22 protein-coding genes and 1 pseudogene are annotated in these 25185 nt (G+C 70.4%); 8 read left to right on the forward strand and 15 right to left on the reverse strand.

What is annotated here, in order from left to right; all coding sequences use genetic code 11:
- Positions 1 to 54: 54 nt before the first annotated feature.
- Both ACEUEL_RS14460 and ACEUEL_RS14465 read right to left on the reverse strand, forming a co-directional pair.
- Positions 55 to 1488, reverse strand: coding sequence for a D-alanyl-D-alanine carboxypeptidase family protein (locus ACEUEL_RS14460; RefSeq protein WP_405706860.1), 1434 nt, complete (start codon positions 1486 to 1488; stop codon positions 55 to 57).
- Between the two features lie 134 nt (positions 1489 to 1622).
- Positions 1623 to 3410, reverse strand: a complete 1788-nt coding sequence (locus ACEUEL_RS14465) for a glucan ABC transporter ATP-binding protein/ permease (protein ID WP_405706862.1) — start codon at positions 3408 to 3410, stop codon at positions 1623 to 1625.
- Between the two features lie 155 nt (positions 3411 to 3565).
- On the opposite strand from ACEUEL_RS14465, the gene hisE reads away from it, so the two are divergent.
- Together hisE and ACEUEL_RS14475 are read left to right on the forward strand one after the other, a co-directional pair.
- Positions 3566 to 3982 (forward strand): phosphoribosyl-ATP diphosphatase, encoded by a 417-nt coding sequence (gene hisE, locus ACEUEL_RS14470; protein ID WP_405706864.1) that lies wholly within the window; start codon positions 3566 to 3568, stop codon positions 3980 to 3982.
- Between the two features lie 158 nt (positions 3983 to 4140).
- Positions 4141 to 4722, forward strand: coding sequence for a YqaA family protein (locus tag ACEUEL_RS14475; RefSeq protein ID WP_405706867.1), 582 nt, complete (start codon positions 4141 to 4143; stop codon positions 4720 to 4722).
- A 142-nt stretch (positions 4723 to 4864) separates the two neighbouring features.
- On the opposite strand, the gene ACEUEL_RS14480 is transcribed toward ACEUEL_RS14475, so the two are convergent.
- Positions 4865 to 4993 carry a hypothetical protein gene (locus ACEUEL_RS14480; RefSeq protein ID WP_405706869.1) on the reverse strand — a complete coding sequence of 43 codons (129 nt, stop codon included), beginning with the start codon at positions 4991 to 4993 and terminating at the stop codon, positions 4865 to 4867.
- Positions 4994 to 5129: 136 nt separating this feature from the next.
- Complete coding sequence (locus tag ACEUEL_RS14485) at positions 5130 to 6125, reverse strand: tyrosine recombinase XerC (protein ID WP_405706870.1); 996 nt, start codon at positions 6123 to 6125, stop codon at positions 5130 to 5132.
- Between the two features lie 347 nt (positions 6126 to 6472).
- Here ACEUEL_RS14485 and ACEUEL_RS14490 point away from each other — a divergent pair, with 347 nt between their 5' ends.
- A complete protein-coding gene (locus ACEUEL_RS14490) occupies positions 6473 to 8674 on the forward strand; it encodes a primosomal protein N' (protein WP_405706872.1) in 2202 nt (733 codons plus the stop codon).
- Positions 8675 to 8695: 21 nt separating this feature from the next.
- On the opposite strand, the gene ccrA is transcribed toward ACEUEL_RS14490, so the two are convergent.
- Positions 8696 to 9982, reverse strand: a complete 1287-nt coding sequence (gene ccrA / locus ACEUEL_RS14495) for a crotonyl-CoA carboxylase/reductase (RefSeq protein WP_405706874.1) — start codon at positions 9980 to 9982, stop codon at positions 8696 to 8698.
- Positions 9983 to 10234: 252 nt separating this feature from the next.
- Between ccrA and ACEUEL_RS14500 the strand changes: the two genes are divergently transcribed.
- Positions 10235 to 12283 (forward strand): protein meaA, encoded by a 2049-nt coding sequence (locus ACEUEL_RS14500; RefSeq protein WP_405706876.1) that lies wholly within the window; start codon positions 10235 to 10237, stop codon positions 12281 to 12283.
- A gap of 110 nt (positions 12284 to 12393) precedes the next feature.
- On the opposite strand, the gene ACEUEL_RS14505 is transcribed toward ACEUEL_RS14500, so the two are convergent.
- A complete protein-coding gene (locus ACEUEL_RS14505; protein ID WP_405706879.1) occupies positions 12394 to 12807 on the reverse strand; it encodes an OsmC family protein in 414 nt (137 codons plus the stop codon).
- Positions 12808 to 12949: 142 nt separating this feature from the next.
- Entirely contained in the window at positions 12950 to 13465 is a 516-nt protein-coding gene (locus tag ACEUEL_RS14510) for a hypothetical protein (RefSeq protein ID WP_405706881.1), read from the reverse strand.
- A 505-nt stretch (positions 13466 to 13970) separates the two neighbouring features.
- On the opposite strand from ACEUEL_RS14510, the gene ACEUEL_RS14515 reads away from it, so the two are divergent.
- Complete coding sequence (locus ACEUEL_RS14515; protein WP_405706883.1) at positions 13971 to 14216, forward strand: hypothetical protein; 246 nt, start codon at positions 13971 to 13973, stop codon at positions 14214 to 14216.
- 9 nt (positions 14217 to 14225) lie between these two features.
- Positions 14226 to 15170: an AEC family transporter gene (locus ACEUEL_RS14520; protein WP_405706885.1), complete on the forward strand. Its 945-nt coding sequence runs from the start codon at positions 14226 to 14228 to the stop codon at positions 15168 to 15170.
- Positions 15171 to 15195: 25 nt separating this feature from the next.
- Here ACEUEL_RS14520 and mdlC read toward each other — a convergent pair whose 3' ends face one another.
- Positions 15196 to 16824, reverse strand: a complete 1629-nt coding sequence (gene mdlC, locus ACEUEL_RS14525; protein WP_405706887.1) for a benzoylformate decarboxylase — start codon at positions 16822 to 16824, stop codon at positions 15196 to 15198.
- Between the two features lie 114 nt (positions 16825 to 16938).
- A pseudogene (locus ACEUEL_RS14530) lies at positions 16939 to 17424 on the reverse strand (glutamate--tRNA ligase family protein); the annotation flags it as partial.
- A gap of 96 nt (positions 17425 to 17520) precedes the next feature.
- Between ACEUEL_RS14530 and ACEUEL_RS14535 the strand changes: the two are divergent.
- Complete coding sequence (locus tag ACEUEL_RS14535) at positions 17521 to 17964, forward strand: hypothetical protein (RefSeq protein ID WP_405706889.1); 444 nt, start codon at positions 17521 to 17523, stop codon at positions 17962 to 17964.
- Positions 17965 to 17981: 17 nt separating this feature from the next.
- Here ACEUEL_RS14535 and ACEUEL_RS14540 read toward each other — a convergent pair whose 3' ends face one another.
- From ACEUEL_RS14540 to sdhC, 5 genes are read right to left on the reverse strand one after another with little or no spacing between them, the layout of a single operon-like run.
- Positions 17982 to 18998: a glutamyl-Q tRNA(Asp) synthetase gene (locus ACEUEL_RS14540; RefSeq protein WP_405706890.1), complete on the reverse strand. Its 1017-nt coding sequence runs from the start codon at positions 18996 to 18998 to the stop codon at positions 17982 to 17984.
- Between the two features lie 20 nt (positions 18999 to 19018).
- Positions 19019 to 19801 (reverse strand): succinate dehydrogenase iron-sulfur subunit, encoded by a 783-nt coding sequence (locus ACEUEL_RS14545; protein ID WP_405706892.1) that lies wholly within the window; start codon positions 19799 to 19801, stop codon positions 19019 to 19021.
- Positions 19802 to 19846: 45 nt separating this feature from the next.
- Positions 19847 to 21682, reverse strand: a complete 1836-nt coding sequence (sdhA, locus tag ACEUEL_RS14550; protein WP_405706894.1) for a succinate dehydrogenase flavoprotein subunit — start codon at positions 21680 to 21682, stop codon at positions 19847 to 19849.
- 4 nt (positions 21683 to 21686) lie between these two features.
- Positions 21687 to 22082, reverse strand: a complete 396-nt coding sequence (gene sdhD / locus ACEUEL_RS14555) for a succinate dehydrogenase, hydrophobic membrane anchor protein (RefSeq protein ID WP_405706896.1) — start codon at positions 22080 to 22082, stop codon at positions 21687 to 21689.
- Positions 22083 to 22097: 15 nt separating this feature from the next.
- Positions 22098 to 22496: a succinate dehydrogenase, cytochrome b556 subunit gene (sdhC, locus tag ACEUEL_RS14560; RefSeq protein ID WP_405706898.1), complete on the reverse strand. Its 399-nt coding sequence runs from the start codon at positions 22494 to 22496 to the stop codon at positions 22098 to 22100.
- A gap of 351 nt (positions 22497 to 22847) precedes the next feature.
- On the opposite strand from sdhC, the gene ACEUEL_RS14565 reads away from it, so the two are divergent.
- Complete coding sequence (locus ACEUEL_RS14565) at positions 22848 to 24014, forward strand: alpha/beta hydrolase family esterase (RefSeq protein ID WP_405706900.1); 1167 nt, start codon at positions 22848 to 22850, stop codon at positions 24012 to 24014.
- Here ACEUEL_RS14565 and ACEUEL_RS14570 read toward each other — a convergent pair.
- The gene (locus ACEUEL_RS14570) at positions 23990 to 25039 is read right to left on the reverse strand and encodes a MaoC family dehydratase (protein WP_405706902.1); all 1050 of its coding nucleotides are present in this window, start codon (positions 25037 to 25039) and stop codon (positions 23990 to 23992) included. The genes ACEUEL_RS14565 and ACEUEL_RS14570 overlap by 25 nt on opposite strands.
- Positions 25040 to 25185: the final 146 nt, after the last annotated feature.

Here is a 25185-nt window from a genome sequence, read left to right on the forward strand (position 1 = left end):
CATCGCCCAGCCGGCCGCCGGAAGCTCGGGCCGGCAACGGAATGACGGAAACGATCAGCCTGCCGGGCGCGGCGCCGGGGCGGGCGGTGGCGCGGCGGGCTGCGCCGGCGCGGTGGAGGCCGCGGGCTTGGCGGCGGGCTTCGGTGCCGCGGCGGGCTTGGGCTTTGGCGCCGGTTTGGCCGTGGCGGCGTCCGGCTTCACCGCCGCCGGTTTGGCGGCCGGCTTCGGCGCGGCGGGCTTTGCGGCCGCCGGCGGCGCCGCCGATGCGACAGCGCCGTCCTCTTCGGGCGCCATGATGCCCGGCTGCGCCGGCTTGGCGGCATCCTTCTTGGACGGCTTCGGCTTCACCGCCGGCTTGGCGGGCTTGGCCGGAGCCGGGGGATAGGCCGCATCGAGCGCCGCCTGGTTCGGGGTCGGGCCGACCCAGACCAGCACCGGCGGCATCGACGGCGGCAGGGTCTGCAGCAGGCTGGCGCCGGTCACCCGCGGGTCCATCCCGCCCATGCCGGCCGCGGCAAAGCCACGCGCCGCCGGCGCGCCGCCGTCGCCGTCGTCCTCCTCGGCTTCCGAGGCGACCTGCTTGCGCTTGGCACCGCAGACATAGGCACGCATGTCGGTCGGCTCGCCGCCCTCGTTGCGCAGCGAATCGACGGTGGGCGAGACCTGCCCGAAGATCGACCAGGACTGCTGGAAACCCTTCTCCAGCAGCAGCGCCGCCTGCTCGGTGCGCGCCTTGCCCGACGGCGTGCCGAGCACGACCGCGAGGATCCGCTTGTTGCCGCGATGGGCGCTGGCGACGAGGTTGAAGCCCGAGGCGCAGATGAAGCCGGTCTTCATGCCGTCGGCGCCGGGATAGCGGTCGATCAGCTTGTTGTAGTTGCGGATGACCCGCTTGCCGAGCTGGATCGCCGGCGTGCGGAACAGCTCCTCATGCTCGGGAAATTCGCGGATCAGCGCCCGCCCCAGCACGGCGAGGTCGCGCGCCGTGGTGATCTGGCCGGGATCGGGCAGCCCGTTCGGGTTGTTGTAGTGCGTGCCGTTCATGCCGAGCGCGGCGGCGGCGGCGTTCATCTCGTCGGCGAAGGCGGGCACACTGCCGGCGACGCCTTCCGCGAGCACCACCGCCATGTCGTTGGCCGACTTGACGATCATCATCTTGAGCGCGTTGTCGACGGTGATCTGGGTGCCCGGCTTGAAGCCCATCTTCGAGGGCGCCTGCGCCGCCGCGTTCGGCGAGACCGTGATCAGCGTCTCGCCGGTGAGCCGGCCGGCGCGGATCGCCTTGAAGGTCACATAGGCCGTCATCAGCTTGGTGACGGAGGCCGGATACCAGGGCTTGGTGGCGTCGTTCTCGATCAGCACCTTGCCGGACTCGACCTCGATCAGCAGCGAGGGAGTCGCCCGGGCGGCCAGCGGCGCGGACAGAGTGGCGAGGCCGAGCAGCGCGGCGCAGGCCCGACGGATGAAAACGGATCGAGTGTTCGTCACGCGGCTGGGTTCCGTGTTGAGGCCAGGGACAAGCGGCGGCTGCGAAGCATCGACTGCCCCATGCATACTCCGATCGACGCGCCGGATCAAAGCCGAATGGTGCGCCGCGGGGGCGGAATTGTGGCGGACGGCGGTCACGTCTCGGCGGGCGGGGCGTCGCCGGTGGCCGAACCGCCGGCCATGAACTGCGCCCGCGCCAATGCGGCAAATCGCCCGCCGACGCGCACCAGTTCCTCGAACGAGCCGGCTTCCACGATGCGCCCCGCCTCGAACACGAGGATGCGGTCGGCATTGCGCACCGTGGCGAGGCGGTGGGCGATCACAAAGGTGGTGCGCCCTTTCATCACCTCCTCCAGCGCCGCCTGCACCTTGGCCTCGGTGGCGGCGTCGAGCGCGCTGGTCGCCTCGTCGAGGATCAGCACGGGGGGATCCTTCAGCAGCGCGCGGGCGATGGCGAGGCGCTGGCGCTCGCCGCCCGAGAGCGAGCGGCCGCGCTCGCCGACGATGGTGGCGAGCCCCTCGCTCTGGCGCGCCACCAGATCGGCCGCCTGCGCCCGCTCCAGCGCCGTCGCGATCTCCGCCGCCGAGGCGTCGGGCTTGCCGACGCGCAGATTGTCCTCGATCGAGCGGTTGAACAGCATCGCCTCCTGGAACACCACGCCGATGTTCCGCCGGAGCGAGGCCAGCGTGACGTCGCGGATATCGTGCCCGTCCAGCGTGATCCGCCCCGATTGCGGGTCGAACGCGCGGTGCAGCAGCGCGAGCGCGGTCGACTTGCCCGCCCCCGTGGTCCCCACCAGCGCCACCGTCTCGCCGGGCGCGACGGCGAAGTTCACGTCGATCAGCGCCGGGCGCTTGCCGTCATAGGAGAAGGAGACGTCCTTGAACGCCACCTCGCCCCGCGCCGGCCCGAGCGTGATCGCGCCCGGGCGGTCGCGCACATGGGCGATGGTGTCCATGATCTCGAAGAACTCGGCGAGGCGCGGCGCGTCCAGCACCATGCGGTTGGCGAAGCCCACCACCTGGTCGAGCCGCCCCACCAGCATGGTGGCGAAGCCGACGAAGGTGACGATCTCGCCGATCGAGGCGAGCCCGCGCAGGTGCAGGATCGTACCGATCACGAAGATGCACAGGATGGTGAGCGTCGTCGCCGCCTTGGTGCCGACCGAGACCACCGCCCACCAGGACAGCACCGGCATCTGCGCCGCCAGCACGCTTTCCATGGTCTCCTTGAGGCCGCGCACCTCCGCCTCGACGCGGGTGAAGCTCTGGATCACCGCGACATTGCCCAGCGCGTCGGCGCTGCGCTCGGCGAGGTTCGACTGCAGCCGCTCCACCTGCCGCTGCAGCGCCTGGGTGCGGCTGACCACCCACCAGGTCAGCACGGCGAAGACCAGGAGCAGCACCACCAGCAGCAGCCCGAGCCGCCAGTTCACATAGACCGCGATCGGCAGCAGCACGACCAGCGCGACCATGCCCGCGCAATGCTCGCGGAAGAAGGCGAGCCACAGGCCCCACAGCCCGTCCGCCCCCTGCAGCATGATCTTCATCAGCCGGCCGGAATGCACCTCGCCGTGGAAGCCGAGCGGCAATTGCAGCACATGCTCGAAATAGAGCTGGATGATGCCGAGCCGGCGCCGGTGCGCGAGGCGGTCGGCGTGGAGCGCGATGGTCACCCCGGCGACCACCGTGAACAGGCCGAACAGCGCCCAGGCGCCGACCTGCGGCAGCAGTTCGTCGAAGCTCGGCACCCGGCTTGCCGCCTGCGCCCGCACCAGCGTGTCGACCACACGGCCGAACAGGATCGGCTCGGCGAACAACGCCAGCGCCAGCGCCACATTGGCCAGCGCCAGAAAGGCGGCCAGCCGTCGCTCGGGTCCGAGCGCGGCGAGGACGCGACCATAAAGACGCAGGAACGACATGGGACGGCGCCATCGCGCGGCAAGAACGACGATGCCGCATTAAGGCGCGCCCTCCCAACGCCCGCAAGTACCGTCGGCGCGGCTCTCCACCGCCGCATTCGCGCCGCGGGCGGGTCGTTATATGGCGTTCATGATCGGGACCTTAAGGTCGCAGGATGGCTGATTCGATCCGGCGACTACATCGGGCGGTGGCGGCGACGCAGCGGGGTCGCAATCCCTCGCCGCGCACCGAAAAACTGTTTGCGAAGGGACGGCCCTTCATCGCCAAGAAGCTCGCCGAGGAGGGCGTCGAGGTCGCGCTCGACGCCGTGGTCGGCGACAAGGCCGCCGTGGTGCGCGAAAGCGCCGACCTCCTCTACAATCTCGTCGTGCTCTGGGTCGACGCCGGGATCGAGCCGGACGAGATCTGGGCGGAGATGGAGCGCCGCGAGCGTCTGATGGGCATGGCCGAGAAGCTGCCCAAACCCGCGCGCCGCCGCCGCGACAGCCGGCCTTTCACGCTCGATCTGCTGGCCGACGGCCCGGTCGAGGGGCTGGCGACTGAGACCGCGCCGCCGCAGCGGGGACGGTGACGCGACGCCGCTGGCGCGTCTGTTGCATGAAGGGCCGCGCCGATTTGCCTCCGCGATCGGCCCTGTTCCTGCCCCGCCTTTGCTTCTAAAGCCGGGGCGTCCTCCTCGGCCCCCTCGCACGCGCCCTGGCGCCACGACCCCATCCTGCCGGAGTTTCCATGCTGCGCCGCCTGTACGACTGGGTGATCAACCTCGCCGAGCGCCCCTCCGCGCCCTGGGCGCTGTCCGCCGTCTCCTTCGCGGAAAGCTCGTTCTTCCCGGTGCCCCCGGACGTGATGCTGGTGCCGATGTGTGTCGCGCGGCCGGAGCGCGCCTGGTTCTACGCCGGCATCTGCACCCTCGCCTCGGTGATCGGCGGCCTGTTCGGCTATGCCATCGGCGCGCTGCTCTACGACACGCTCGGCCTGTTCCTGATCCGGCTCTACGGCTATGGCGACCGGATGGAGGCGTTTACGGCCGCCTACCAGCACTACGGGCACTGGATCATCCTGATCAAGGGCCTGACGCCGATCCCCTACAAGGTCGTCACCATCGCCTCGGGCTTCGCCCATTACAGCCTGTTCTGGTTCGTGGTGCTGTCGGTCATCACCCGCGGCCTGCGCTTCTTCCTCGTCGCCGGGCTGCTCTACTGGATCGGCCCGCCGGCCCGCGAATTCATCGAGCGCCGCCTCGGCCTCGTCACCGCGGCCTTCGCGGTGCTGGTGGTGGGCGGCTTCATCGCCGCCGTCTACGTGTTCTGAGCCACGCCTTCGGGACCCGGACGCACAAAGGCCCCGGGCGACGGTCGGCACCCGGGGCCTTCGGCGCGCGCGCTCACGAGATCGCGGGGAGGGCAATCGACCGATCGGGTTGGTCCGCCCGATCGGATCGCGCTCCTGCTGCTCAGCTTCCCTTGCTGTCGGTCACCGGCGGCTTCGCCGAGGCGTGGCCGGGGTTGCAGTCCGCAAGGGCCGTGCCGGCAACGGCAGCGGTCATGGAGAGGGCGCACAGGGCAGTCACGAGACGTTTCATGGGCACGGGTCTCCTCATCAGCTGACGATGGGGCAAGCCTACGCCCCCGTCGCGAGATGGAAAGCCCGTTCCGCCGGCAAACCGCCCTATGATGGGGCATCGGCCGCACGCCTCACGCATTCGTGCGCGGCGGCGCCTATCCGGGCACCTTGGCGCGCGGATGCGCGGAGCGCCACGCCTGCATCAGCGCGGCGGCATCGACCGCCGCGTAGATCTGCGTGGTGGACAGCGAGGCGTGGCCGAGCAGTTCCTGGATCGAGCGCAGGTCGCCCCCGCGCGCCAGCAGGTGCGTCGCGAAGGAATGGCGCAGCGCGTGCGGCGTGGCGCTGTCCGGCAGCCCCAGCGCCCCGCGCATCCGCTCCACCGCGAGCTGGACGATGCGCGGCGAGAGCGGCCCGCCCTTGGCCCCGCGGAACAGCGGCCCGTCGGCGGGCAGCTCATAGGGGCACAGCCGGACATAATCGCCGACCAGCGCCGCGACCTGCGCCAGCACCGGCACCATGCGCGTCTTGCCGCCCTTGCCGGTGACGGTGACGCTCCCGCCGGTCGCTTCAGGCGGCGCCATGCCGGCCGTCAGCCCCAGCGCCTCGGAAATACGCAGCCCCGAGCCGTAGAGCAGCGCGATCACCGCCGCGTCGCGCGCCAGCACCCAGGGCTCGCGGTCCTCGCCCGCCCGGGTCGCGGGGTCGGCGAGCGCCTTGGCGTCGTGCACCGCCAGCGGCCGCGGCAGCGTCTTCGCCAGCTTGGGCGCCCGCACCGCCGCCAGCGCGCCGACCTTGCCGAGCCCCTCGCGCTGCAGATGCCGGGCGAAGGAACGGGCGGCGGCAAGGAAGCGCACCAGCGTGCGCGGCTCGATCCCGTCCGCCCGCCGCGCCGCGATCACCGCGCGGACGTCGCGCGGGGCGAGCGCGCCGAGTTCCGCCAGCCCCGGCCGCCCGCCGAGATGACGCGCCAGCAGGCCGAGGAAGCTGGCGAGGTCGCGCGCATAGGCCTCGCGGGTCTTTGGCGAGAGCCGGCGCTCATGGGCGAGCCGGTCGAGCCAGCCCCGCGCCGCCGCGGCCACCTCGGGCGAGGCGCCCGCCATCAGCCCCGCCTCCGCCCGCGCGGCCTTCTCGACATCGCTGCTGGCCATGGCGCACCTCCGTTCTCCGGCGCATTCTGGCGACTGATTCTTAACTTTGGCCAAGCAGCAATCGGCCACCTCGGGATCACGCGACCCGTTCCTTTGACAAACGGCCGTCATGCCGAGGTGCGCCGCAAAGCGGGGCCTCGAAGCACGCACATACCCCCGGGCCTCGCCTGCCGTCGTCCCGGACGGACGAAACGGCCGATCCGGGATCGTCCGCCGAAAGTACCGCCCGTGCCGCCAACCGATCCCGGCGCTGCGGCCGGGATGACGCTGTCGCCGCGATGGCGCTATGAAGTGCGCCGGAAACGCGCCGCCGACCCGATTCCGCCGTGCCACACGAACCGGACGTCATGACCCTGCCGCCGACGAGCCCGCCCCCCGCTCCGCAGACCGTCGACGTGCTGCTGCCGCTCGGGCTCGGCGCGGCCTATTCCTATCTGGTGCCGGCGGGCATGGCGCTGGCGCCGGGCGACATCGTGGCCGTGCCGCTGGGCAAGCGCCTCATCCTCGGCTGCGTCTGGCCGCGCGCGGACACCGTAAAGCCGGTCGATCCGGCCAAGCTCAAACCCGTCGCGAAGAAGCTCGCCGTGCCGCCGCTGCGGCCCGAACTCGTCGAGCTGATCGCCTGGATCGCCGACTACACGGTCGCCCCGCCCGGCATGGTGCTGCGCCTCGCGCTGCGCCACGACGAGAGCGCCGGCGTCCAGCGCGAGCGCACCGGCGTGCGGCTGGGCGACACCCGCCCCGCCCGGCAGAGCGCCGCCCGCACCCGGCTGATCGCGGCGCTCGCCGACGGCCTGCTGCGTTCCAAGGCCGAGGCGGCGCGCGAGGCCGGCGTCTCCACATCGGTCGTCGACGGGCTCGTCGACGAGGGCGTGCTGGAAACCGTGGTGCTGCCGCCCGAGCCGGCGGCGGAGACGCCCGATCCCGATCACGCCGCGCCCGATCTCAGCCCTGCCCAGCGGGCCGCGGCCGACACGCTGGTCGCGGCCGTCGAGGCGCGCGCCTTCCGCGTCCATCTCCTCGACGGCGTCACCGGCTCCGGCAAGACCGAGACCTATTTCGAGGCCGTGGCGGCGGCGCTGAAAGCGGGGCGGCAGGTGCTGATCCTGATGCCGGAAATCGCGCTGACGAAAGCGTTCCTCGACCGTTTCGCGTCGCGCTTCGGCGTCCGCCCCGCCGAATGGCACTCGGCGGTCGGCTCGAAGCGCCGCGCCCGCGTCTTCCAGGGGGTGGCGAACGGCGAGGTGAGCGTCGTCGCCGGCGCCCGTTCGGCGCTGTTCCTGCCGTTCCGCGACCTCGGCCTGATCATCGTCGACGAGGAGCACGACCCCGCCTACAAGCAGGAGGACGGGATCCGCTACCACGCCCGCGACATGGCCGTGGTGCGCGCCCGCCTCAACGGCGCCCCCGTCGTGCTCGCTTCCGCCACGCCCTCGATCGAGACCGAGGTGAATGCGAGGCGCGGGCGCTACGCCCGGCTCACCCTGCCCGAGCGCTTCTCCGGCAACCGCGTGCCGCGTCTGGAGCCGATCGACCTGCGCCGCGAAGGCCCGCCGCGCGGGCGCTGGATCGCCCCGCGCCTCGCCACGGAAATGCAGAAGACGGTGGAGGCCGGCGGCCAGGCGCTCTTGTTCCTCAACCGGCGCGGCTACGCCCCGCTGACGCTGTGCCGTGCCTGCGGCCACCGCATGCGCTGCCCGTCCTGTTCCTCATGGCTGGTCGAGCATCGCTTTCGGCGGCGGCTCGAATGCCACCAGTGCGGCTATGTCAGCCCGGTGCCCCCAAGCTGCCCCGCCTGCCACGAGCCGGACACGATGATTCCCTGCGGCCCCGGCGTCGAGCGCCTGCAGGAGGAGGTCGCGCAACTGATGCCGCAGGCGCGCACGCAGGTGCTGTCGAGCGACCTCACCGGCGGCGTCGAGCGGCTGCGGCTGGAGCTGGAGGCGGTGGCGCGCGGCGAGATCGACGTGGTGATCGGCACCCAGCTCGTCGCCAAGGGCCACAATTTCCCCGGCCTCGCGCTGGTCGGCGTCATCGATGCCGATGTCGGCCTCGGCCATGGCGATCCCCGCGCGGCCGAGCGCACCTTCCAGCTGCTGCACCAGGTGGCGGGCCGCGCCGGGCGCGCCGCTGTCGAAGGCCGCGCCTTCCTGCAGACCTACATGCCCGAGCACCCGGTGATGCAGGCGCTGATGGCCGGCGACCGCGACGCCTTCTACGACACCGAGATCGCCACCCGCGAGGCGGCGGCGCTGCCGCCCTTCGCCCGCTTCGCCGCGCTCATCGTCTCCGCCGCCGACGCCCATGCCGCGCAGGCTTATGCCCGCGCGCTCGCCGCCTGTTCCCCTCGCGTTGATGACGTGCGCGTGCTCGGCCCGGCCGAGGCGCCGCTCGCCTTGGTGCGCGGGCGCCACCGCTTCCGCCTGCTGGCCCGCTCGGCCCGCGGCTTCGACCTTTCCGCCTATGTCCGCGCCTGGATGGCGGCGGCGCCGAAGCCGAAGGGCGATCTGCGCGTCGAGATCGACATCGACCCGCAGAGCTTCCTGTGAGCCGGCCTCCGCCGGTCCGGGTCAGCCGCCCGTCCCCGCCTCGATCACGTCCTCGAGCGTGCGCAGCCCCGAGCGCGGGGCGTTCACCAGCACCGCCATATTGCCGGGCGCGTGCTGGTTCTTCCACATCTTGGTGTGCGCCACCGGGATGCGGGCCCAGGGGAACACTTCCGACATGCAGGGGTCGACGCGGCGGTCGATGATGAACTGGTTCGCCGCGCTCGCCTGCTTCAGATGGGCGAAATGCGAGCCCTGGATGCGCTTCTGCCGCATCCACACATAGCGGGCGTCGAAGGTGATGTTGAAGCCGGTGGTGCCGGCGCAGAACACCACCATGCCGCCGCGCTTGGCGACGAGGCACGAGACCGGGAAGGTCTGCTCGCCGGGATGTTCGAACACGATGTCGACGTCGCGCTTGCCGGTGATGTCCCAGATCGCCTTGCCGAACTTGCGCGCCTCCTTGGTCCAGGCGACGTATTCCGGCGAGTTGACCGTGGGCATCTGGCCCCAGCAGTCGAAATCCTTGCGGTTGATCACGCCCTTGGCGCCCAGCGAGAGCACGTAGTCGCGCTTGGTCTCGTCGGAGATCACGCCGATGGCGTGCGCGCCCGAAGCTGCCACCAGCTGGATGCCGAACACGCCGAGCCCGCCCGAGGCGCCCCACACCAGCACATGGTCGCCCGGCTTCACCCCGTGCGGGGCGTGGCCGAACAGCATGCGGTAGGCGGTGGCCAGCGTCAGCGTGTAGCAGGCGCTCTCCTCCCAGGTGAGATGGCGCGGGCGCGGCATCAGCTGGCGCGCCTGCACCCGGCAGAACTGGGCGAAGGAACCGTCCGGCGTCTCGTAGCCCCAGATCCGCTGGGAGGAGGAGAACATCGGGTCGCCGCCGTTGCACTCCTCGTCGTCCCCGTCGTCCTGATTGCAGTGGACCACCACCTCGTCGCCGACCTTCCAGCGCTTCACCTTGGTGCCCACCGCCCAGACGATGCCGGAGGCATCCGAACCGGCGACATGGAACGGCGCCTTGTGCACGTCGAAGGGCGAGATCGGCTGGCCGAGGCCGGCCCAGATACCGTTGTAGTTCACGCCCGCGGCCATCACGAGCACCAGCACGTCGTTCTCGCCGAGCTCCCAGGTCGGCACCACCTCGAGCTTGAAGCTCTCCTCCGGCGGCCCGTGCCGTTCGCGGCGGATGGTCCAGGCGTGCATCTTCGCCGGCACATGGCCGAGCGGGGGGATTTCGCCGATATCGTAGAGATCCTTGAGGACCGGACCCGTCCCCGTGCTGATCGTCGCTGGCTCGGCCATGTCGCGTACTCCCTGAACGACCGTTGGCTGCGGTGGACCGCGTTCGGCGCGGTTTCTGGCAGCGCAGCATAACAAAGCCCCACTCGGAAGCGAGAGCCCAGCGCCGCCGGCCTCTCGTCCTTTCGTCGGAAGGGCGGACGGCGGCACCCCACTCGGGCGAAGGGCTTATTGCACCGCGAAACGAGGTGAGAAACAATCGCCTCCGAACGGGAGAGACAATCCCGCCGCGACAGCATGCGCCGGAGGACGACCATGGCCGACACCACGACCCGCGAGGCAGCGGCCCGCGCCATCGCCCCCGGCCCGTCCGGCAACCACGGCAGGCCCCCGCGCGACAAGCCCTGGCTGTTCCGCACCTATGCCGGACATTCCACCGCGGCGAAGTCGAACGAGCTCTACCGATCCAACCTCGCCAAGGGCCAGACCGGCCTCTCCGTCGCCTTCGACCTGCCGACCCAGACCGGCTACGACAGCGACCACCTCCTCGCCCGCGGTGAGGTCGGCAAGGTCGGCGTGCCGATCTCGCATCTCGGCGACATGCGCACGCTGTTCAGCGAGATTCCGCTGGCGAAGATGAACACCTCGATGACCATCAACGCCACCGCCCCCTGGCTGCTGGCGCTGTACATCGCGGTCGCCGACGAGCAGGGCGCCGACCGCGCCGCGCTCACCGGCACCACCCAGAACGACATCCTGAAAGAATATCTCTCGCGCGGCACCTATGTGTTCCCGCCCGCGCCCTCCATGCGGCTGACCCGCGACGTGATCCTGTTCACGACCCGCGAGCTGCCGAAATGGAACCCGATGAACGTGTGCTCCTACCACCTGCAGGAGGCCGGGGCGACGCCGGTGCAGGAGCTCGCCTTCGCGCTCGCCAACGCCATCGCCATCCTCGACGGCGTCAAGGCGAGCGGGGAGACCGACGCGGCGACCTTCGGCGAGGTGGTCGGGCGCATCTCCTTCTTCGTCAATGCGGGCCTGCGCTTCGTCACCGAGATGTGCAAGATGCGCGCCTTCGTGGAGCTGTGGGACGAGATCTGCACGCAGCGCTATGGCATCACCGACCCCAAGCAGAAGCTGTTCCGCTACGGCGTGCAGGTGAATTCGCTCGGCCTTACCGAGCAGCAGCCGGAGAACAACGTCTACCGCATCCTGATCGAGATGCTGGCGGTGACGCTGTCGAAGAACGCCCGCGCCCGCGCCGTGCAGCTTCCCGCCTGGAACGAGGCGCTCGGCCTGCCGCGCTCCTTCGACCAGCAATGGTCGCTGCGCATGCAGCAGGTGCTGGCCTATGAGACCGACTTGCTCGACTATGGCGACATCTTCGAGGGCTCCGCCGAGATCGCCGCCAAGGTCGCCGAGCTGAAGGCGGCCGCGAAGGCCGAGGTCGACGCCATCCTCGCCATGGGCGGGGCCGTCGCGGCGATCGAGAGCGCCTACATGAAGCGCCAGCTGGTCGAATCGAACACCGCCCGGCTGGAGGCGATCGAACGCGGCGAGCAGGTGGTGGTCGGCGTCAACCGCTGGACCGATACCGAGCCCTCCCCGCTCACCACCGGCGAGGGCGCCATCCTCACCGTCGCGCCCGAAGTCGAGGGCGAGCAGATCGCCCGGCTCAACGCCTGGCGCGCGGCGCGCGACGGCACGGCGGTGGCGGCGGCTCTGGCCGACCTCGCCCGCGCCGCGAAGGAGGGCCTCAACATCATGCCGGCCTCGATCGCCTGCGCGAAAGCCGGCGTCACCACTGGCGAATGGGGCTCGGCCCTGCGCGCCCGCTTCGGCGAATACCGCGCCCCGACCGGCGTCGCCTCGACCGCCCGCCAGCAGCCCGGCGACCTCGACGAGGTGCGCGCGCATGTGCAGGCGGTGTCAGGCCGGCTGGGGCGGCGGCTGAAATTCGTCGTCGGCAAGCCCGGCCTCGACGGCCATTCCAACGGCGCCGAGCAGATCGCCGTGCGCGCCCGCGACGCTGGCATGGACGTGACCTATGAGGGCATCCGCCTCACCCCGGCGGAGATTGTCGAGGCGGCGGCGCGCGACGGCGCCCATGTCGTCGGCCTCTCCATCCTCTCCGGCTCGCATGTGCCGCTCGTGTGCGAGACGCTCGATCTCCTGCGCGCGACAGGGCTCGGCCATGTGCCGGTGATCGTCGGCGGCATCATCCCGCCGGAGGACGCCGCCGCGCTGAAGGACTACGGCGTCACCGCCGTCTACACGCCGAAGGATTTCGAGCTGAACCGCATCATGGCCGACATCGTCGCCATCGTGGATCGGGCGAGCGAGCCGGAGGCGGTGGGCTAGAGTGCGATCCGATCAGATTGAATCAATCTGATCGGCAAATCGCCCTCTAATCCATTGATAGAGAACGCGTGAGCCGATCGGCTTGCGGCGCAAGCCGATCGGCGCGTGCTCTAGCCAGCCGGTCGGGCGACGGTGACGGGCACGCCGCGCGCCAGCGAGTTCGCGACGGTGGAATCCGCCCGCACCCGCGCGACGAGGTCGTCGAGATCATCGGCCGGATCGGCGCTGGTCACCGCGATCGCAGCCTCGGCGCCGCGGGCCAGCAGCGGCTCACCGTCAAACTCGACGCTCACCTCGACGGCAAGGGATGTCAGCGTGATACCCATGGCGTGCGCGACGTAATGCAGGTCGTTGCACAGGCACCCGCCGATGGCGAGCGCCAGCAGCTGCCCGCCATTGAAGCCGAGCCCGGTGCCGCCGGCCCTCCCCTCGGGCCGGTCGACCACGACGCTGTGCATGCCCGCCCGGCCGAGAGCGGCGCCGCTATCGGGAACCCCGCGGAACGAGACGCTCACGCGTGTCATCGCCGGCCTCCGGACCGCGGGGCGAAGGCTGAGCTGCCCCCGCCGGAAGGTGCGCCGCCGATCCGGGACCGAGGCGTGCGGAGAGATAGAACCCTCCGGCGGAGCCGGTCTCCGCCGGAGGAAGCCTGGCGGGAATCCCGCCTCAGGGCTTGCGGGTGCAGAGCAGCACCATGGCGGCCTGCGAGCCCTTCGGCTTGAAGTTCGCCGCGCGCACGCTCACCGGCTTCACCTCGCCGCCCTCGGCGTCACCGATATAGGCGTTCACCATTACCTCGTCCTCGGCGCAGCTGTGCTCGCAGCCGGCCGGCGAGAAGCACTCGTTGCGGATCACGACGCGCACCACGCCGGGCACCTCGGAACCGGGCGCGCCCGCCGCGCCGGCGGGACCGGCCGGGCCGGCCATGCCCGCGGGGCCCGCAGTGCCGGCCGGACCGGCAGGACCCGCGGGGCCGGCCGGACCGACGGGACCGGCGACGCCCGCAGGACCGGGCGGGCCGGCGGGACCGGCAGGCCCGACCGCGCCGGCAGGACCCGCCGGGCCCGCGGGGCCGGCCGCGCCGGCCGGGCCGGCGGGACCCTGCGGCCCGGGCGTCGGCTCGCCGCAGGCCGACAAAAGCAGAGCGGACATCAGCAGCACACCGCTGAAGCGCAGATTCATGACAAACCCCTGATCGATTGGATGGCGGACATAGGCGTGGTGCGTTGTCGTTGGCCTTGAAAAGGGCAGGCCAGCGTGCCGCCGAAGCTCCGATGCGTCAACCGCTTGGTGCGGTTCCGGGACACCTTCCGCGGGCGATTCGCGCGTCGGATTGACGGGGTTCGGAACCCGGCCTAGCTTGCGCCTCCCATGATGCACGCGGAATTCCGGATGAGGGGCGTCTGCGCCCCGCTGGCACGGCGAATTCGCGGCCCGGCCGATCACCTCGGCCGGGACGACTGACGCCGCCTGCCCTGCCCGTCCTTTCCACGGATTTCGCGCCATGACCGCCGCACCCGGCTTCGCCACGTCTTCGCTTGTCACGTCTTCTTTTGTCACGTCTTCGCTTCCGACGTCGTCTCCTGTCACCTCGTCCGTTGCTGCGGCCGGCCCCGCCGCCGGTGAACCTGCCCGGGCGGGATCGCGGCAGGCGCCGGCGCCCGATCGCGAGCGCCACCGCCTGCTGGTGGAGGCGGCTGCCGATCCCAACGTCCTGCTCCGGCTGCTGGAGCCCTTCGCCATCTACGACGTGATGCCCGCCGCGCTGCGCCTCGACACGCCGGCCGCGACCCTCCACGCGGAGATCGTCTTCGACGCGCCGGCCGCCGTCGCCGAGCGGCTGCGGGCGCGCATCGAGGCGATGGTGCCGGTGCATCGCGCGCGCCTGCTCGCACCCGCCGCCGGCGAGGCGCCCGCCGACCTCGCCGCCTGAGGCCCCGCCGTGCTCGAACAGTTCAGCGTCATCGCGCTCATCGTCGCCCCGGTCTTCGCGCTGATCGGCGTCGGCTACGGCGCGAGCCGCACCGGGCTGCTCGGCGAGCGCGCGGCGGACGGGCTGTCCGAATTCGTCTTCGGCCTCGCCGTGCCGGTGCTGATATTCAAGACGCTGACCGAGGTCGCCGTTCCCGCCACCGGCCAGCCCTGGGGCTACTGGATCGCCTATTTCGCCGGCGCCTTCGGCGTCTTCGCCATCTCGATGTTCGCCGCGCGCCGGCTGTTCGGGCGCAGCCATGCCGAGGCGGTGGTGTTCGGCTTCTGCGCCGGCCAGGCCAACACCGTGTTCATGGGCGTGCCGCTGATCCTGAAGGCGTTCGGGCCGGAGGGCGCGGTGCCGCTGTTCCTGCTCATCGCCATCCACCTGCCGGTGATGATGCTGGTGGCGACCCTGCTGGCCGAGGGCGTCGGGCGCGGCCTGTCCGGCCCCGCCTTGCTGAAGCTCGGCCGCGCCCTCGCCTTCAACCCGATCCTGATCGGCATCTACGCCGGCGCGCTGGCCAAGATCGTCGGCTTCGTGCCCTCGGGGGTGCCGAAGCAGACGCTGGACCTGCTCGCCGCCGCCGCCTCGCCCTGCGCGCTGGTCTCGCTCGGCCTCGCGCTGCACCGCTACCCAATCCGCGGCGACTTCGCCCCCTCCGCGATGCTGGCCGGGCTGAAGCTCTGCATCCACCCCGCGCTGGTGTTCCTGCTGGTGCAGGTGCTGCCGATGCCGAAGGTGTGGGGCCAGGTGGCGGTCGCCTTCGCCGCGATGCCCTGCGGCGTCAACGCCTATCTCCTCGCCCAGCGCCACAAGGCCGGCGTCGCCGCCACCGCCAGCGCCGTCTCGCTCTCGACCGTGGTGAGCCTGTTCACCGTGACGGTGTGGTTCCTCATCCTCGGGGTGAGTTGAACCGGGCTCAGCGCGGAGCCCTGCATCAGATCAGCGGTGGAATCGCAGGATCGATCGGGACCTCGATGATGGTCGGGCCGTCTGCCTCGAATGCCGCGGCCACCTTCGTCTTCAGCGTATGGAGGTCGGCGATCCGCTCGGAAGCGCAGCCATATCCCTTGGCAAGGCTGACGATATCGATGCCGGGAATGTCGAGGCCGGGCACGCCAGGCGTCTCCTCCAGCACGGCGAATGATTTGAGGATGCCGTACTCGCCATTTCGCAGCACAAGCATCACCAGCGGCAGCTTGTTCTGCGCGGCAGTCCAGATGCTCTGCACCGAATACTGGAACGAGCCGTCGCCGATAATCAGCATCACGGGACGCTTCCGGCCGGTGTCGCGCTCCCCGAGGGCGATACCGACCGAGGCCGGAAGATTCCAGCCGAGGCCGCCGCTGGCGAAGGTGAAGAAGGTCGCCGGCTCCGTGATCGGCCAATGCGTGTGCAGGTCGGCGAGGTTGGAGGGCGATTCCTCCACCAACACCGTGTGCGGCAGCCGCACCTCGGCCAGAGCCGCGAAAACCTCGGCGGCGGTCGGAACGCCGCTCGCCGATACCTCGACCTCCGGCGCCGGATGCGGCGCCATACGATGCGGCTGCCTGGGTTTGTCCCCGCCCGCCGCGCGGGCCGTCACCAGATCGACCAGCGCCTTGGTCGCGAGCACGGCATCAGCGACGAGGCTGTCGCCCACCGGCGCGCGCGAGGTCTCTGCCGGGTCATCGCTGATATGCAGCAGCTTCATGCCCGTCGGCAGATAGTCGCCCGCGACATAGGGGTAATAGCGGAACACCGGCGCGCCGATGACGATGGCGACGTCATGCCCCTCCAGCTTCTTGCAGAGCGGGGCGATGGCGAAGGGCAGACCGCCGGCATAGAGCGGATGGTCCTCGGGAAAAGGGCATCGCTCGCTGGCCGGCGCGGCCCAGACAGTGGCGTCGAGCTTTTCGGCGAGAGCGACCGCATCGGCCCAACCGGCGCCCCTGTCGATGGCGGCCCCGAAGATCAGGGCCGGATTCGCGGCGGCCGACAGGATAGTGGCGAACTCCTTCATCCGCTCGGGGTCCGGCGCCACCCGCCGGCTCACCGTGCGCACCACGGCGGGGGTCGAGAACGGCTTATCCCAGTCGTCGAGCGGCAGCGAGAGGAAGACCGGCCCCTGCGGGGCCTGCAGCGCGGTGGCGTAGGCCCGCATGAAGGCGGCCGGCACATCCTCGGCGCGGGCCGGCTCATAGGCCCACTTCACCCAGGGGCGCGGGAGCATGGTGGAATCGACATTCGTCAGCCACGGCTCCATCAGCAGCATGTCGCGGGTTTGCTGGCCGGCAGTGACGATCAGAGGCGTCTTGTTGAGGCTGGCCGTGATCAGATTGCCCATCGCATTTCCGAGACCGGCGGCGGTATGCACATTTACGATGGCGGGTTTGCCGGTCGCCTGCGCATAGCCGTCCGCCATCGCAATCGCCGAGGCTTCCTGAAGTGCCAGATGATAGGTGAAGTCCGAAGGGAATTCCTTGAGGAAGGTCTCCTCGGTCGAGCCCGGATTGCCGAAGAACGTCGTCAGGCCAAGCTCTCGCAGCAGGTTATATGTTACTGAGCGTACCGTCGAAGCCACCATTACATCCTCTCGTCGCGCCGCCCGCCGAATACCGTTACGGAACATAGGGGCCGTAACCTCAAGCTTTCTCAATTCGCGGGTAAACTCAAGCCGAAGCCGCAGGGCGATAGGATTCTAGGTTTCCGGCGTGCCAACGCGTTCCCGGCTATCCGAGAAAGCCAGGCGCGCGATGTCGCCGGCACTCGCCCCGGCGGCGCGAAGGTCGCGCAGGCTCACCGACCCCAGCGACTTGGACAGTTTCCGCCCGTCGCCGCCGCGCAGCAATGCGTGGTGGTGATAGCGCGGCGTGGGAAGGCCCAGCAGGACCTGAAGCAGCCGGTGCACGGAGGTTGCGGCGTAAAGGTCCTGCCCGCGCACCACGTCGCTGACGCCCTGCAACGCATCGTCCACCACCACCGCGAGGTGATAGCTGGTGGGGGTGTCCTTGCGCGCGATCACCACGTCGCCCCAGGCAGCAGGGTCGGCCGGCACCGGCACGCCCTTCTCGTCCCACGCCAGCGTGCCGCCGCCCGCGGCGAGCCCCGCCGCCAGCGCCGCGTCCATATCGAGGCGCAGCGCATAGGCGGCGCCCGCCGCCACCGCCAGCGCCGTCTCGCTCTCGACCGTGGTGAGCCTGTTCACCGTGACGGTGTGATTCATGGTGCTGCGGGTGGGGTAGGCTCGGCTAGGCCGCATCGACACGCAAGGCGCAAGGGAATGAAACTCAGCGCTTTCCTGGGTGAGCCGATCTGGACCCTTCTCCGGCAAAAGCCCTTCGATACCTGGGAAATCGTGAGGTCGACGGACGACGCTTGCGCGCCGCCTTGCGTGGATTACGTTTTCGTCGGGCAAGGCGTGTCGGTCGTCTGCGATGCCGATGAGACGATCACCACCATATTCATTGAGACTGGCAATCGAGCCGCCTCCGACGGCCTGCCACTCGATCATCTCTTTCACTGGGGCCGCTCCCGGGTTCTCGGTCACTTCGGGCCGCCGTCGCGAAGCGGGGGCGGCCGCCATGATTCGATGCTGGGGCTTCTGGGCGCATGGGACCGGTTCGAAGGAAGCGACTACACGACTCATCTCGAATATGAGGTGGCGCTCGATCGTGTTAAGCGGGTCACGCTGATGCGACCCGACGTGGTCCCCCGGCTAGGTTAGTCGCCGCGTTCCTTCCCCTATCTTAACGCCCGCGCCCGCACCTCCTGCGGCGTTGCGCCGGCGGCCCTCAGATCCGCGATCCCCGTGGAGCGCAGGCTCTTCGAGAGCTTGCGCCCTTCGCCATCCAGTACCAGCCCGTGATGGGCGTAGCTCGGGGCGGGCAGGCCGAGCAGGTGCTGCAGCAGGCGATGGATGGCGGTGGCAAAATAGAGGTCGCGCCCGCGCACGACATGGGTGACGCCCTGCAGCGCGTCGTCGACCACGACGGAGAGGTGATAGCTGGTCGGCACCTCCTTGCGCGCCAGCACCACGTCGCCCCACGCGGCCGGATCGGCCGCGACGGTGACGAATTCGGCCGGATCGGCCGCGACGGTGACGAACTTGGCCGGATCGGCCGCGATCGTGGCGAAACCGGCTGGATCGGCGGAGCCGTCGGGATCGGCGACGGCGGCGCGCGCCTCCGCCGGGATGGCGCCGGCCATCGGCCCGGCCCAGTCGCCCCGATCGGCCAACGCCCCGCCCTCGCGCCAGCAGAGCCCGTGCCCGGCGAGCGCCACGGCCTTCGCCATGTCGAGCCGCAGCGCGTGCGGTTCGCCCGCGGCGCGGCGACGCGCCCGCTCGGCGGCGCTCATCGAATCGCGGGGAAAGGGAAACAACGGCGCGCCATCCGGGTCGGCGGGCCAATCGGGGCGCGCCGCCACCGCGCGGGCGATCTCGGCGCGGGTCTCGAAGCTCGGATAGACGAGGTCCAGCGCCTCCAGCCGGTCGAGCGCAGCGGCATAATCGGCCATATGCTCGGACTGGCGCCGCACCGGCCGCTCCCAGTGGAGCCCCAGCCAGGCGAGATCCTCATAGATGGCCGCCTCGAACTCGGGCCGGCAGCGGGTGGGATCGATATCCTCGATGCGCAGCAGGAAGCGTCCGCCGCGCGCGCGCGCCATGGCCTCGTTCAGCAGGGCTGAACGGGCGTGGCCGAGATGAAGCCGGCCATTCGGGCTGGGCGCGAAGCGGAAGGCGGGGCGGGCGTCGCTCATCGCCCGCCTCTTGTACCGCCTCAGAACTGGCGCGCCACCATCATCTTCTTGATCTCGGCGATCGCCTTCGCCGGGTTCAGCCCCTTCGGGCAGGCCTTTGAGCAGTTCATGATGGTGTGGCAGCGATAGAGCCGGAACGGGTCTTCCAGATTGTCGAGCCGCTCGCCGGTGGCCTCGTCGCGGCTGTCGATCAGCCAGCGATAGGCCTGCAGCAGCACGGCGGGACCGAGATAGCGGTCGCCGTTCCACCAGTAGCTCGGGCAGGAGGTCGAGCAGCAGGCGCACAGGATGCACTCGTAGAGCCCGTCGAGCTTCTCGCGGTCGGCGCGCGACTGCGGCCATTCCTTCTCCGGCTCCGGCGTCTGCGTGTGCAGCCACGGCTCCACCGAGGCGTGCTGGGCGTAGAACTGGGTGAGGTCCGGCACGAGGTCCTTCACCACCGGCATGTGCGGCAGCGGGTAGATCTTCACCACACCGCCCGACACTTCGTCCATGCTCTTGAGGCAGGCGAGCGTGTTGGTGCCGTCGATGTTCATCGCGCAGGAGCCGCAGATGCCCTCGCGGCAGGAGCGGCGGAAGGTCAGCGTCGGGTCGATGGTGTTCTTGATGTAGATGAGCCCGTCGAGCACCATCGGCCCGCAATCGTCGCGGTCGACATAATAGGTGTCGACCGCCGGGTTCTTCCCGTCGTCCGGGTTCCAGCGGTAGATCTTGTACTCGGTCACCCGGCTCGCGCCGGCGGGCTTCGGCCACACCGTGCCGCCCTGGATCTGCGAGTTCTTGGGAAGGGTAAGCTGGACCATGGCGACGTTTCCCTGCGCGGCCGGGCCGCGAGCGGACGGAAGGGCTCAATACACCCGCTTGCGCGGTTCGATGTACTGGATGTCGTTGCTCATCGTGTAGGTGTGCACCGGGCGGTCGTCGAGCCGCACCGCGCGGGTGTCGAAATCGACGAAGGCCAGCGTGTGCTTCATCCAGTTGTGGTCGTCGCGCTCGGGATAGTCCTCGCGCGCATGGGCGCCGCGGCTCTCCGTGCGGGCGGCCGCGCCTTCCATGGTGACGGCGGCGAGGCAGATCAGATTGTCGTATTCCAGCGTCTCGATCAGGTCCGAGTTCCACACCAGCGAGCGGTCGGTGACGCGGATGTCGTCGGTGCCGGCGAACACGTCGGCGATCAGCTTGCGGCCCTCTTCCAAAACCTCGCCGGTGCGGTAGACGGCGCAGTTGTTCTGCATGACCTTCTGCATCGACAGCCGCAGCTCGGCGGTCGGCGTCCCGCCGGCGGCGTTGCGGAAGCGGTCGAGGCGGGACAGCGCCAGCTCGGCCGAATCCGCCGGCAGTTCGCGCTGCTTGTCGCCGGGGGTCAGCAGTTCGGCGCAGCGCAGCGCCGCCGCGCGGCCGAACACCACGAGGTCGGTCAGCGAGTTGGAGCCGAGCCGGTTGGCGCCGTGGATCGACACGCAGGCGCATTCGCCCACCGCCATCAGGCCGGGCACCACATGGTCGGGGTTGCCGTCCTTGCGGGTCACCACCTCGCCGTGGAAGTTGGTCGGGATGCCGCCCATATTGTAGTGCACGGTCGGCAGCACCGGGATCGGCTCCTTGGTCACGTCGACGCCCGCGAAGATGCGCGCGCTCTCCGAGATGCCCGGCAGGCGCTCGGCGAGGATCGCCGGGTCGAGATGGTCGAGGTGCAGGAAGATGTGGTCCTTGTTCTTGCCGACGCCGCGGCCCTCGCGGATCTCCATGGTCATGGAGCGCGAGACGACGTCGCGGGAGGCGAGGTCCTTGGCCGAGGGGGCATAGCGCTCCATGAAGCGCTCGCCCTCGGAATTGGTGAGGTAGCCGCCCTCGCCGCGGGCGCCCTCGGTGATCAGGCAGCCCGATCCGTAGATGCCGGTGGGGTGGAACTGCACGAACTCCATGTCCTGCAGCGGCAGGCCGGCGCGGAGAACCATCGCATTCCCATCCCCCGTGCAGGTGTGCGCCGAGGTGGCGGAGAAATAGGCCCGGCCATAGCCGCCGGTGGCGAGGATCACCGTCTGCGCCCGGAAGCGGTGCAGCGTGCCGTCGTCCATCTTCAGCGCGACGAGGCCGCGGCAGCGCCCTTCCTCGTCCATGATCAGGTCGAGCGCGAAATACTCGATGTAGAACTCGGCGTCGTGCTTCAGCGCCGCGCCGTAGAGCGTGTGCAGGATGGCGTGGCCGGTGCGGTCGGCGGCGGCGCAGGTGCGCTGCGCGGTGCCCTTGCCGTAATCGGTGGTCATGCCGCCGAACGGGCGCTGGTAGATCTTGCCGGCCTCGGTGCGCGAGAACGGCACGCCCCAGTGCTCGAGCTCGTAGACGGCGGCGGGGGCGTGGCGCACCAGATATTCGATGGCGTCCTGGTCGCCCAGCCAGTCCGACCCCTTGACGGTGTCGTACATGTGGAAGCGCCAGTCGTCCGGGCTCATATTGCCGAGCGCGGCGGCGATGCCGCCCTGCGCGGCCACCGTGTGCGAGCGGGTCGGGAACACCTTGGTGACGCAGGCGGTGCGCAGCCCCGCCTCCGAGCAGCCGACCACCGCGCGCAGCCCCGCCCCGCCGGCGCCGACCACCACCACGTCATAGGTGTGGTCGATGATCGGGTAGGCCGCGCCGGCGCGCGCCGCGGAAGCCCCGTTCCCGTTGGTGGACCCGGCCATCGGCTCAGCCTCCGAAACTGATCTTGAGGACCGCGAAGGCGCAGGCGACGCCCACCGCGATCGTGAAGAAGGTGTTGGCCATGAGGGCGAGCACCTTCACGCCCTCCTCATGGATGTAGTCCTCGATCACCACCTGCAGGCCGAGGCGCATGTGGATCAGCGCGGACAGCAGCATCAGCAAGGTGAGGATGGCGATGCAGGGATGGCCCAGCGTCGTCACCACCTCGGTGTGGCTGGCGCCGGCCAGCGAGACGACGACGACGAGGAAGCCGAGAATCAGCGGGATGTTGGCCAGCGCGGTGAGGCGCTGCTGCCAGAAATGCTGGGTGCCCGAACGGGCGGAGCCGAGCCCGCCGACACGGCGGCGGGAGGTGCGCATCGAACCCTGGTCGGTGGCCATCGCTCATTATCTCCGTCAGCGGACCAGCACGACGACGATCCACAAAAGGATCGTCAGCACGATCGAACCGCCGATCGTGGCCTTGGCGAACAGTTCGCGGGCTTCCGGGCCGAAGCCGTTGCCGGTGTCCCAGATGAAATGGCGTACGCCGCCGAGCATGTGGTGGATCAGCGCCCAGGAATAGCCGAACAGCACCACCTTGCCGATCAGGCTGCCGAGCACGGCATTGGCGGTCGCGAACGCCGCCGGCGAGGTCGCCGCCGCCACCAGCCACCACGCCAGCAGCAGCGTGCCGACATAGAGGGCCACCCCCGTGATGCGATGCACGATGGACATCATCATCGTCAGCATCGGGCGATAGATCTGGAGGTGCGGAGAAAGGGGGCGGTTGGCCGCGCCGGGCATGTCGGACATGCGAAGGTCCTCAACGATCTGGGGTTTGCCTACCGGAAACGATAGCAGATCGCAATCATTCCAAAGGAGATCCCTATCAATTTTTGTGCGTCGCAACCCGAGGGTGCCGACGGAACCGGCACGCAGCCTATCCGTCCCGGCGCCGCCGTGCATCCCGCGCCGCGGCAGGGGCGCCCTGCACCGCGCGCAAGGCTGCGGACCCGCCGCCACAGGGCGCCGCAAACCGGATGCGCCGCCGCGCCGGCTCTCGCCATGCCGCCGCGCCGGCGCTAGCCTTGCCTTGGTACCGCCCGATTGCGCGGTTTCAAGCGGGCGGCATTACCAGTGCGGCGAGCGGCGACGGCTGAGGACATGAACGGCAGCGGACCCCGAACGTTCCTGTGCCTGCTGCTCGCCCTCCTGGCGCTGGCCGGGACGGTATCGCTGGCCGGCGCGCAGGAGCGCACGCTGTCGGTCGGCGGCCTGAAGCGCGACTACATCCTCCACACACCCGCGAACGGCTCCACCGGGCCGTGGCCGCTGGTCATCGCCCTGCACGGCGCCTGGCAGCCGGCGAGCGTGCTGCGCTCCTATCTCGACCTCGACGCCATCGCCGACCGCGAGGGCTTCGCCGTCGCCTATCCCAAGGGCATCAACCTGTTGTGGAACGACGGGCGCGGCTCGGTGGCCGGCATCATGCCGATCATCCAGAAGCGCGACGACGCCGCCTTCGTCTTCGCCGTGCTGGACCAGCTCGTCGGCGAGGGCGTCGCCGATCCCGGCCGCGCCTATCTGATGGGCTTCTCCAACGGCGCCTTCCTCACCGCCTTCGTCGCCTGCCGCTATCCCGGGCGGTTCAAGGCCTATGCGACGATGATGATGACGGCGCCCCAGCGCTACGCCGAGACCTGCAAGCCCGGCCAGCCGATCCCCATGCTGATCATGAACGGCACCTATGATCCGGTGGTGCCGATGTTCGGCCGCCCCACCCCGGGGGCCGAGCTGATGTCGGCGGAGGACAGCGCCGCCTTCTTCGCCCGGCTCAACGGCTGCGGCGCCTCCACCACCGCCACCGCGCCCCACACGAAGATCTGGCGTTGGGAGAACTGCGCGCGCGGCTCCGCCGTGCTCTATTACGAGGTCGAAGGCGGCCACCAGCCGCCCGCCAAGACCACCGGCGCCATGGACGCGCTGGCCTCGCTGGTGCTGGGCCCGCGCCGCGGCGGGCTCGACGCGCCGGACGAGATCTGGACCTTCTTCAAGCGCTACGGCACGCCGGGAACCGCGCCCGCGGGCGGCCCGGGCCGCATCGCCGCCGGCACGCCCGCCGCGACCGGCCCGGCCGCGCTGGCGGCGCCCGGCGCGGTGCCGCCGGTCCTCGCCGTGCCCGGCCCGGCGGCCGAGCCGCCGCCCGCCGCGCCTCCGCCGCCCCCGGCGATCTCGGCCTTTGCCGAGGGCTACCTGCCCGCGGACGTGCGCACCAACATCCCGCTCCCCGTCCCCTCGCCGCTGCGTCAGCGCACGATCAGCACCCAGTAGTCGAGGTCGAGCAGCACGGCCGGGTCGTAATCCTCGCCGTTCTTCAGCGGGAAATCGGCGCAGGGGCGGTCCTTCGTCGCGATGGTGCGCACCCGGAGCGCCCCGACGTCGGAACGATCCGGCAGTTCCTGCTTGTCGAGGATCTCGCTCCACGCGAACACCGTGCCGCCGGCGAACAGCGGCGCGACGTGCCGCCCCGCATTGATGCCGGCGACGTGGAAGGCGTTGCCCAGCCCGTTGAAGGTCAGCGCGCGGGCCAGCGAGATGACGTGGCCGCCATAGATCAGCCGCCGGCCGAACCGGCCCTGCCCCTCGCTCCACTGGTTGAAATGCACCTTCGCGGTGTTCTGGTAGAGGCGGGTCGCGATCATGTGCTCGGCTTCCTCGACCGTCACGCCGTCGGCATGGTCGATCTTCTCGCCGATCGCATAATCGTCGAACCGCCACGGGCTGCCGGCCAGCGCCGGGTCCCAGGCCTCGGTGATCAGCTCGGGCACCGCCTCGCCGAGCTCGGACGGCGCCAGCGCGGCCGGAAGCTCCGGCACCACCGCGGGGCCGACCTCGGCGTCGGCGTCGCGCTTCCTCACCATCACCCAGCGCACATAGTCGAGCACCTGCGTGCCCTCCTGGTTGAACCCGCCCGAGCGCACATAGACGACGCCCGACTGCCGGTTCGAGGTCTCGCGCAGGCCGATCACCTCCGATTCGGCGCTGAGCGTGTCGCCGGGATAGACCGGGGCGAGGAAGCGGCAGCCGGCATAGCCGAGATTGGCCACCGCGTTCAGCGAGATGTCCGGCACGGTCTTGCCGAACACGGTGTGGAAGACCAGCAGGTCGTCGACCGGCGCGCACGGGTAGCCCACCCCCATCGCGAAGGCGTCGGAGGACTGCAGCGCGAAGCGCGAGCCGAACAGCGCCGCATAGAGCGACACGTCGCCCTCGGTCAGCGTGCGCGGCGTCGCATGGCGAATCGCCTGCCCGATCGCGAAGTCCTCGAAGAAATTCCCGGTATTCGTCTTGCTCACGCGCACCCCCCGCCGGCTGGCTTCCGCGCTGTTGTCCCATCGCCCGGCCGGCAGGGCAATCCGCCGGAAGAGGCATGTGGTCGAGGCGCCGCCATGCTTTCGCCGCGACCGGCCGCTTTACATCCACCGGCGTCGTCACCCTGCCC

This window comes from Ancylobacter terrae, assembly GCF_045108345.1.
Taxonomy (GTDB): domain Bacteria; phylum Pseudomonadota; class Alphaproteobacteria; order Rhizobiales; family Xanthobacteraceae; genus Ancylobacter.

Bases quoted from the DNA above. Each gene is read 5' to 3' on its own strand.
- ACEUEL_RS14475 (WP_405706867.1), top strand. From the start codon at position 4,141: ATGCTGCGCCGCCTGTACGACTGGGTGATCAACCTCGCCGAGCGCCCC.
- mdlC (WP_405706887.1), bottom strand. From the start codon at position 16,824: ATGGTGGCTTCGACGGTACGCTCAGTAACATATAACCTGCTGCGAGAG.
- ACEUEL_RS14510 (WP_405706881.1), bottom strand. From the start codon at position 13,465: ATGAATCTGCGCTTCAGCGGTGTGCTGCTGATGTCCGCTCTGCTTTTG.
- ACEUEL_RS14480 (WP_405706869.1), bottom strand. From the start codon at position 4,993: ATGAAACGTCTCGTGACTGCCCTGTGCGCCCTCTCCATGACCGCTGCC.
- ACEUEL_RS14500 (WP_405706876.1), top strand. From the start codon at position 10,235: ATGGCCGACACCACGACCCGCGAGGCAGCGGCCCGCGCCATCGCCCCC.
- ACEUEL_RS14540 (WP_405706890.1), bottom strand. From the start codon at position 18,998: ATGAGCGACGCCCGCCCCGCCTTCCGCTTCGCGCCCAGCCCGAATGGC.
- ACEUEL_RS14490 (WP_405706872.1), top strand. From the start codon at position 6,473: ATGACCCTGCCGCCGACGAGCCCGCCCCCCGCTCCGCAGACCGTCGAC.
- ACEUEL_RS14545 (WP_405706892.1), bottom strand. From the start codon at position 19,801: ATGGTCCAGCTTACCCTTCCCAAGAACTCGCAGATCCAGGGCGGCACG.
- ACEUEL_RS14565 (WP_405706900.1), top strand. From the start codon at position 22,848: ATGAACGGCAGCGGACCCCGAACGTTCCTGTGCCTGCTGCTCGCCCTC.
- ACEUEL_RS14535 (WP_405706889.1), top strand. From the start codon at position 17,521: ATGAAACTCAGCGCTTTCCTGGGTGAGCCGATCTGGACCCTTCTCCGG.
- sdhC (WP_405706898.1), bottom strand. From the start codon at position 22,496: ATGTCCGACATGCCCGGCGCGGCCAACCGCCCCCTTTCTCCGCACCTC.
- hisE (WP_405706864.1), top strand. From the start codon at position 3,566: ATGGCTGATTCGATCCGGCGACTACATCGGGCGGTGGCGGCGACGCAG.
- ccrA (WP_405706874.1), bottom strand. From the start codon at position 9,982: ATGGCCGAGCCAGCGACGATCAGCACGGGGACGGGTCCGGTCCTCAAG.
- sdhD (WP_405706896.1), bottom strand. From the start codon at position 22,082: ATGGCCACCGACCAGGGTTCGATGCGCACCTCCCGCCGCCGTGTCGGC.
- ACEUEL_RS14465 (WP_405706862.1), bottom strand. From the start codon at position 3,410: ATGTCGTTCCTGCGTCTTTATGGTCGCGTCCTCGCCGCGCTCGGACCC.
- ACEUEL_RS14485 (WP_405706870.1), bottom strand. From the start codon at position 6,125: ATGGCCAGCAGCGATGTCGAGAAGGCCGCGCGGGCGGAGGCGGGGCTG.
- ACEUEL_RS14505 (WP_405706879.1), bottom strand. From the start codon at position 12,807: ATGACACGCGTGAGCGTCTCGTTCCGCGGGGTTCCCGATAGCGGCGCC.
- sdhA (WP_405706894.1), bottom strand. From the start codon at position 21,682: ATGGCCGGGTCCACCAACGGGAACGGGGCTTCCGCGGCGCGCGCCGGC.